General features: G+C 69.0%; 9 protein-coding genes, 1 pseudogene and 2 riboswitches. Of the genes and pseudogenes, 7 read left to right on the top strand and 3 right to left on the bottom strand.

Translation table 11 applies throughout. From position 1 onward, the window contains the following. Positions 1 to 557, bottom strand: a pseudogene (locus ACFQ36_RS18780) (hypothetical protein); the annotation flags it as partial. 47 nt (positions 558 to 604) lie between these two features. After that, a complete protein-coding gene (locus tag ACFQ36_RS18775) occupies positions 605 to 787 on the bottom strand; it encodes a hypothetical protein (RefSeq protein WP_377016378.1) in 183 nt (60 codons plus the stop codon). Positions 788 to 1,107: 320 nt separating this feature from the next. Here ACFQ36_RS18775 and ACFQ36_RS18770 point away from each other — a divergent pair, with 320 nt between their 5' ends. Further along, complete coding sequence (locus tag ACFQ36_RS18770) at positions 1,108 to 1,491, top strand: cold-shock protein (RefSeq protein WP_377016376.1); 384 nt, start codon at positions 1,108 to 1,110, stop codon at positions 1,489 to 1,491. A 17-nt stretch (positions 1,492 to 1,508) separates the two neighbouring features. After that, positions 1,509 to 2,066: a DUF3027 domain-containing protein gene (locus ACFQ36_RS18765; RefSeq protein WP_377016374.1), complete on the top strand. Its 558-nt coding sequence runs from the start codon at positions 1,509 to 1,511 to the stop codon at positions 2,064 to 2,066. A 162-nt stretch (positions 2,067 to 2,228) separates the two neighbouring features. On the opposite strand, the gene serC is transcribed toward ACFQ36_RS18765, so the two are convergent. Then, entirely contained in the window at positions 2,229 to 3,362 is a 1,134-nt protein-coding gene (serC, locus tag ACFQ36_RS18760) for a phosphoserine transaminase (RefSeq protein ID WP_377016372.1), read from the bottom strand. Positions 3,363 to 3,630: 268 nt separating this feature from the next. Between serC and ACFQ36_RS18755 the strand changes: the two genes are divergently transcribed. From ACFQ36_RS18755 to ACFQ36_RS18735, 5 genes are all read left to right on the top strand, one after another. Beyond that, a complete protein-coding gene (locus tag ACFQ36_RS18755; RefSeq protein WP_377016370.1) occupies positions 3,631 to 4,326 on the top strand; it encodes a metal-dependent transcriptional regulator in 696 nt (231 codons plus the stop codon). 152 nt (positions 4,327 to 4,478) lie between these two features. Beyond that, positions 4,479 to 4,709: riboswitch (cyclic di-AMP (ydaO/yuaA leader) on the top strand. 160 nt (positions 4,710 to 4,869) lie between these two features. Next, positions 4,870 to 5,472: a M23 family metallopeptidase gene (locus ACFQ36_RS18750; protein WP_377016368.1), complete on the top strand. Its 603-nt coding sequence runs from the start codon at positions 4,870 to 4,872 to the stop codon at positions 5,470 to 5,472. Between the two features lie 136 nt (positions 5,473 to 5,608). After that, positions 5,609 to 5,778: riboswitch (cyclic di-AMP (ydaO/yuaA leader) on the top strand. Between the two features lie 5 nt (positions 5,779 to 5,783). Next, entirely contained in the window at positions 5,784 to 6,569 is a 786-nt protein-coding gene (locus tag ACFQ36_RS18745; protein ID WP_377016366.1) for a C40 family peptidase, read from the top strand. Between the two features lie 260 nt (positions 6,570 to 6,829). Beyond that, positions 6,830 to 7,330, top strand: coding sequence for an HNH endonuclease (locus ACFQ36_RS18740; RefSeq protein ID WP_377016364.1), 501 nt, complete (start codon positions 6,830 to 6,832; stop codon positions 7,328 to 7,330). Beyond that, positions 7,327 to 7,549: molybdenum cofactor guanylyltransferase (locus ACFQ36_RS18735; protein WP_377016361.1), on the top strand; the 223-nt coding region annotated here is incomplete at its 3' end. The genes ACFQ36_RS18740 and ACFQ36_RS18735, both read left to right, overlap by 4 nt.

The raw sequence follows: 7,549 nt of genomic DNA, 5'->3' as shown, positions 1-7,549 counted from the left end.
GTGGCGGCCGGTTCCACCGGGTAGCCGGCCCGGTGCAGGGCCACGGCGACTGCGGCCAGCCGCGCGGCCGTGTCCGCGTTGGCCGCGGCCAAGGCCCGGTAGGACCGGCCCAGCCCGGCAGGATAGGGGCCCAGCACCTCCTCCAGGTTGCTCGCCGGCAAGTAGGCCGGGCGCCGGGGTGCTGGCTCCGGACCGGAAGCGGCCGGCACACGCACCAGCAGGGCCAGTGCGTGGAGTCGGGCCAGATACCCGTCCAGCTGCCTGAGGGTGGCACGGCCGGAGGGCGGACGCAGCAGCGGCTGCAGCGTGGTGGCGTCCGCGGCCCGGCCGGCGTCCTTATCGCTGGCCAGGACCACGGCCTCCAGCACATCCAGCTGGGGCCGGGACACGTTTTCGAGGGTGCGCTGGAGACTGATCCGGGTACAGGCGCGGGCGGCCAGCGCGGAAAAGTCCGGCACCGGGGGATGGCACAAATCGGGCCGGGCGGCCAGCAGCGCCCGCAACTGCTGGTCGGTGCGGGCGGCCAGGTCGTCGGCCAAGGCACGGATGGAGGACATCGGATTAACCGTACCCCTGTCCGGGAGCCCCGGGAGCGCCCCAATCCCTACAGCGAGCGGCGCCGCCGGATGCTGCGCACCACAAGACCGAGCATCAGGATGAAGGCCGCGGGCAGGCCGAAGAATGCGATCCACGGGAATCCGGTCCACGCCGGAGTTCCGGCCCAGGCATTCGCGAGGACGGCGCCCAGGCTCAGCAGGCCCGCCGCGCAGAGCACCACGGCCGCCACTGTGGCAGCTGCGGCAGCCGGGGAGGATTCCGGGGATCGGGCAGGACGGGGCGAAGGATCGGAGCCGGACATGGCTATAACGCTAACAGCGGACAGGAACGCGGCAAAGGACGCGGCAAGATCCATGGCCGGGCGGGACAGGCTAATCTAGATAAGGACTTCCCCGCCGGGGCGCACCCGCGCTGCCGGCAGCCCTCGGCTGCCTCGGGAGCGGATGGGTGAAGCGCCGGCGGAATCGGACGGGCCCGGGAACCGGCGTACAGAACGTGAAGGCATGCAGGACTTGGGAACTGCAGAAACTGTAGAACGAGGTAATAGAAGTGCCTATCGGCAAGGTTAAGTGGTTCGACGCGGACAAGGGTTTCGGTTTCCTGGCGACGGATGACGGGCAGGAGGTGTTCCTGCATGCGTCCGCGCTGCCTGCGGGCGTCAAGGAAGTCAAGTCGGGAACGCGGATGGAATTCGGCATCGCCACCGGCAAGCGCGGCGCGCAGGCGCTGTCGGTCCGGATCCTCGAGGCGGCACCATCCATTGTCCGGGCTACCCGCAAGCCGGCCGAGGACATGGCCGTGATTGTCGAGGACCTCATCAAGCTCCTGGACGGCATTTCCAACGGGCTGCGCAAGGGCCGTTACCCGGACAAGTCCCACGCCACCAAGGTGGCCGCGGTGCTGCGCCGGGTGGCCGACGACCTCGACGCCTAGGCCCGGGAAGGGAATCAATGGCTGAGAATCTCATCGAACCGGAAGCCGGCACAGCGGCGGCTGCGCCGCGGCGCCCGGCCGGCCGCCGGATACCCAAGCTGGATGCGGTGCTGGCGGCGGCCGTGGACAGCGCCCGCGCGGGCGTGCTCACCATTGCCCCCGCCGAACAGGTCGGCGCCCACGTGTCCGCCTCAGCGGAGGGGGAGCGGCTGGTGCTGCATCGTTTCGAAGCCAAGCTGGCCGGTTACCGGGGGTGGCACTGGTATGCCACCGTGGCCCGGGTGCCGCGCGGGAAGGCGGCCACCGTCTGCGAGGTGGGCCTGCTGCCGTCCGAAGACTCCCTGCTCGCACCGGAGTGGGTGCCGTGGGCGGACCGGATCCGGCCCGAGGACGTGCCTGAGCCGGAGGCTGGGCCCGAAACGGAGGCTGCGGCCGCCGAAGCGGGTGCCGGACAGCAGTCCGCCGATGCCCCCGCCGGGGCCGGCGGCGACGGCTCCGGCACGGACACCGGGGCGGCCGGGCTCCGGGACGAGTCCGCGGAGGACACGGGCGACACGGGCGAGGCTTCGTCCTAGCAGGCCACGATTCGGCCGGCTGCCTCCGGCCTGAACGCCAAGACCTTAACGCAGGGGCTCCGGTCCGGCACGAAGCCGGACCGGAGCCCCTGCGGTTTCTGCCCCTGCCATTTATGCACCGGGCGGGCCCTCGGCCTGATCCTTTGCGGGAGTGCCCGGCCCTTAGCCGTGGAGCTGGCTGAGCACGTAGTCGATGCAGGCCAGCAGGGCGCTGACATCGTCCGGCTCGATGGCCACGAAGGTCGCGATGCGCAGCTGGTTGCGGCCGAGCTTGCGGTACGGCTCCACGTCCACGACGCCGTTGGCCCGCAGCGCCTTGGCCACCGCGGCGGCGTCCACCGACTCGTCGAAATCGATCGTGGCGATGACATTGGAGCGGTGTTCCGGGTTGGCCACGTACGGGCTGGCCACCGGGGACGCCTCGGCCCAGCTGTAGACCCGGCCGGCGGAGTCCGCGGTCCGCTTGGCGGCGAACTCCAGGCCGCCGTTGGCATTGAGCCATTCGATCTGGTTGTTCAGGGTGACCAGGGTGGCCAGCGCCGGCGTGTTGTAGGTCTGGTTCTTCAGCGAGTTGTCGATCGCCGTCTGCAGGTTCAGGAAGTCCGGGATCCACCGGTCCGTCGCCCCGATCGTGGCGGCGCGCTCCAGTGCGGCCGGGGAGAACATGCCCAGCCACAGGCCGCCGTCGGAGGCGAAGTTCTTCTGCGGGGCGAAGTAGTAGACATCGGACTCGGCCAGGTCCACGTCCAGGCCGCCGGCGGCGGAGGTCGCGTCGATCAGCAGCAGCGCGCCGTCGTCGGCCCCGTCCACGCGCCTGACCGGAGCGGCCACGCCGGTGGAGGTCTCGTTCTGGGCCCAGGCGTAGACATCGACGCCGGCCTCGGCCTGCGGCTCGGGCCTGCTGCCGGTTTCCGACTCAATAATGGTGGACTGATCCAGGAACGGGGCGTTGTTGGTGGCCTTGGCGAACTTGGAGCTGAACTCGCCGAAGGACAGGTGCTGGGCCTTGCGCTCGACCAGTCCGAAGGTGGCCACGTCCCAGAAGGCGGTGGAACCGCCGACGCCGAGGATGACCTCGTAGCCCCCGGGCGCCTTGAAGAACTCCTTCAGCCCCTCGCGCACGCTGCCGACGAGGTTCTTCACCGGCGCCTGCCGGTGGGAGGTGCCCAGCAGGTTCTTGCCCGCGGCGACCAGGGCGTCGATCTGCTCCGGGCGGACCTTGGACGGGCCGGCACCGAAGCGCCCGTCCTCGGGCAGCAGGTCGGCGGGGATGCGAATGGACTGGGGCTCGCTCATGAGTAACTCTTCCTAGCAGGGGGCACTGCTGGCTCGTCGGATCGCTGCGGTGGTTCGCCGCACTGATCCGCGGTCGAACCACCGTTAATTCTGCCTCAGTTGCCGGCGGGGCCGTTAGCCGGTGACCTGAGGGGGCTCCGCTCCGTTTGCATCGTGCCGGCACCGCGTTTGTGCTGTGCTCGGGCGCAGCGGTTAGGCTTGGGACGGGGAATGTGCCGCCCTGGCAAGAACCAAGGAGGCCCTGGCAAAACCAAGGAGTAAGGATTCCGTGACCGATCTCATCGACACCACCGAGATGTACCTGCGTACCATCCTCGAGTTGGAAGAGGAGAACATCGTCGCGCTGCGGGCCCGGATTGCCGAGCGCCTGCGCCACTCCGGTCCCACCGTCTCCCAGACGATCGGCCGGATGGAACGCGACGGGCTCGTGGTGGTCACCGGGGACCGGCACTTGGAATTGACCGAACAGGGCCGCCAGCGGGCCACCGAAGTGATGCGAAAGCACCGGCTGGCCGAGCGGCTGCTCTCCGATGTGATCGGGCTGGACTGGGCCTACGTGCACGATGAAGCGTGCCGCTGGGAGCATGTCATGAGCGAGCGGGTCGAACAGCGGCTTTACGAACTGCTGGGCAAACCCGAGGTCTCCCCGTACGGGAATCCGATTCCCGGGCTGGAAGCCTTGGGCGGGCAGCCGGCGGCCGTCTTCGGGGAAGGTGTGGTTAATCTCACCGAGGCCATGAAGCATTACACGCCGGGACAGCAGGTGGTCATTGCCCGGCTGGCCGAGCCGATCCAGGTGGACCCCGAACTGCTGCAGCAGCTCGAAGAGGGCGGGTTGAAGCCCGGGGCCGAACTGGCGCTCGAGGCGGTGGGGGAGTACATTTCCGTGCGCGTGCCGGGCGTCGAGGGCGCGCTGGAGCTGCCGCCCGAGGTGGCCGCCCACATCTTCGTTACCCTCGGCTAGGCCTTCCGACACGCCGCGGGACGGCCTGGCCGGGTCCGGGAGCCGCGGGATTGCGCGGCCGGAGCCCTGAAACGAATCTTTTACATAACGGGATTATTACTGCCTTCCACCTTGCCCCTATAGTTGGTTGCGGCGCCGAGACATTGGCGTTACCTGTTCCGCAGCCGAACCCTGCCAGCGGAACGACAGGTTCCGCGGTGGCAGGGGCGGAGGACCCACATACGGCAGCCGGCCGAAGCCCGGCTGCCTCGGGGTGAAGCCGCGCCGATACGACACCGGTCCTACGGAGATCCTCTCCGGGGCCGATGACGCATGGGCGCAGCCGGGTTTTTCTTCTGACCCGAATCCGACAGCTAACTTCGCAGGCGCACAGGAGAGGGAAGACTTTTGTCAGAACACAAAGCCTCGGGGCGCCGTCGTTCGGCCGCCCCGGCAGCTAAGGCGCGGCCGCGTACGGGACAGGCGGGGCGCCGTCGTGCAGCCGAGCCGGCCCGTTCCCCGTTGGCAATGGCCGCCCGGGAGCTGGGCCACAAGGCGGCCCTGGTGGCAGCCGTCTCCGGCATGGCGCTGACCGTGGCCCTGCCCACGACGGCGGGCGCCTCCGGTGTCCCGGGATCCTCGTCCCCGGCGGTCACCGCCGCGGCGGAGGTCAAGGTGGACTACCAGCGTTCCGGACTTTCCAGCGATATCGACGCGGACGCCAAACTCGAGCAGATCATGGTGGCTTCCGGCGGCGAGGTCGAGGCGACCAGCAGCAAGGGCACGCTGGCCCAGCCCATGGATGCCATGAAAATGACCTCCCCCTTCGGCATGCGAATCAATCCGGTCACCGGCGCTGCCGGCGAGATGCATACCGGCCAGGACTATGGGGTGCCCTGCGGCACGCCCGTGCATGCCGCCGCCGGTGGAACGATTAAATCCGCCGGCTGGGTCGACATGTACGGCAACCGCGTGGTGATCGACCACGGCAACGGCCTGGAGACCACCTACAACCATCTGACGAGCATCAGCACCCGGCAGGGCGCCAAGGTCTCCCGCGGGGACCTGATTGCCGAAAGCGGCACCACCGGCAATTCGACCGGCTGCCACCTGCATTTCGAGGTCGTCGTCGACGGCAAGATGGTCGACCCCAAGTCCTGGCTGTGACCTTCGTTACCAAAGACACGCCGATCCGTGATCGGAATGTGACTTGCTGGAAGAAATCGTATACCGTCTAACTCGTGCCAGGCCGAGATGGGCCTGGCACCTTCGGGTGGATTGCCGAGCTCTGCCGCCATCCGAAGTCCGTTCGCAACCAACGCACGGCAGAGGCGGGGGACCCACTTAGCGGGCTTCCCGGAAGCCCTAGGGGTTAAGTCGCCAGGACCTTCGGTTTATTGCGAAGGCGTCCGGCGGCCGGGTGACTCCCATCCGAACCCGACAGCTCACCTCGTAGGCATGGGGAGAGGTAATCAGCCGTGTCCAAGAGCACCACCGCGGGCCGCCATCGGGCGGCTCCTGTCCACACCAACCCGCTGGAGACAATGTCCAAGGCTGTCTCCTCCAGCGCCGGATCCGTTGGCCGCCAGGCCGCCGTCATTGCCGCCGCTACCGGGCTGGTCCTGACCGTCGGTGCTCCCGCACAGGCCGGCGGCGAGCATAAGGCCGTGCAGGCCGGATCCTCCGCCCCCACCCGGATCCAGGTCGAGACCGTCAAGGCCTCCAACGTCAAGCTCAAGTTCGAGCGCGCGGGCGTGACCTCCACCCCTGCCCCCGAGCCTGTTGTCGAGGTCGCAGCCGAGACCACTGTTGATGCCACTGTTGATGCCAATGTTGGCGCGACCGAACAGGCCGCCCAGCCCGAGGCCGGCGTCGGGTCAAACGTTCAGGCAGCGTCGGTGGAGAAGCCGGCCGCCAAGGCCGAGGCTGCCGCCAGCGGTCTGGGTGCCTCCCTCGTGGCCGCGGCCTACGGCCAGATCGGCGTCTCCCAGGACTGCACCGCCATGGTCGAGAACGCCCTGCGCCAGGTCGGCATTTCCGTCGGCGACCTGGCCCCCGCGCAGTTCTTCGCCTACGGCACCCAGGTTTCCACCCCGCAGCCGGGCGACCTGATCTACTATGACGACGCCGGCGCGGGTGTTCCCCACATCGCCATCTACGTGGGCAACGGCCAGGCCGTCCACGGCGGCTGGACCGGCTACACCACCGTGCTGGCCGACGCCTACATCGGTTCCGGCCCGGTCTTCATCCGGCCGTCCCGCTAAATCCGTCCGCAAGGACCCGCTGCCTCGGAAGGGGCGGCGGGTCCTTGTCCGTTTTCGGACCCGCCTCCGCCCGTCGCACCTCTATTAATGGACCCCGTTCATGCCCGTTAATAGAGGTGCGACACATTTGCCTGTGGGAATGAAATGTTGGCGCCGCGGGCATGGGTGGATTTACTCTGGCTCTGTCAGTTCGAACAGCCACGGCCGGGACGTGCGATCCACGCAGGCCCCGGGCCTGGGCAGACGAAGAGGAATGTGCGATGCGCACACTCGTTCTGAACGCTGGATATGAACCGCTGGCGGTGGTCACCTTCCGCCGGGCGCTGCTGCTCGTGCTCGCCGGCAAGGCAAGCGTCATTGCAGAGGACGGGGACCCCGTCATCGGACCGAACGACATCCTGGGCAGGCCCTCGGTGATCCTGCTCAACCGCTACATCAAGGTCCCGTACCGGCAGGACACCACCGTCACCCGCCGGGGCGTGCTGCGCCGGGACAACCATGTCTGCGCCTACTGCGGCAAGACCGCCAGCACCGTGGACCATGTGCGCCCGCGGTCCCGCGGCGGCGAGGACAGCTGGGAGAACCTGGTCGCCTGCTGCCTGCGCTGCAACAATGCCAAGGGGGACCGCACGCTGGCGCAGATGGGCTGGCAGCTCCGTTTCACGCCCAAGCCCCCGCGCGGGGCGCACTGGCGCATCCGCGAGTTGGAACGCCCGGCCCCCGCCTGGAGCGAATTCCTTGACAGCGGCTCCGCGGCATGAACGGGTCCCCGGCCGGGCAGGCCGGCGTTGCCGGATCCCATGACGCCGTGGTGCTCGCGGGCGGGCGGTCCTCCCGGCTCGGTGGGGTGCCCAAGGCGCTGCTGGAGTTCGAGGGCAGGACACTGCTGCGCCGCACGCTCGACGCCTTGTCCGGGGCACGGCGGATCGCCGTCGTCGGCCCGCCGGAACTCGCGGCCGTGCTGGCCGGGGCAGGGCCGG

It is taken from the genome of Arthrobacter sp. GCM10027362 (genome assembly GCF_042679445.1).
Taxonomy (GTDB): domain Bacteria; phylum Actinomycetota; class Actinomycetes; order Actinomycetales; family Micrococcaceae; genus Crystallibacter.
Note: the sequence above shows the minus strand (reverse complement) of the source record. Positions and strands in the feature narration are given on the sequence as shown.

What these genes read in the sequence shown, in the direction of transcription:
- ACFQ36_RS18765 (WP_377016374.1), top strand. Translation starts at nt 1,509, where the DNA reads ATGGCTGAGAATCTCATCGAACCGGAAGCCGGCACAGCGGCGGCTGCG.
- serC (WP_377016372.1), bottom strand. Translation starts at nt 3,362, where the DNA reads ATGAGCGAGCCCCAGTCCATTCGCATCCCCGCCGACCTGCTGCCCGAG.
- ACFQ36_RS18740 (WP_377016364.1), top strand. Translation starts at nt 6,830, where the DNA reads ATGCGCACACTCGTTCTGAACGCTGGATATGAACCGCTGGCGGTGGTC.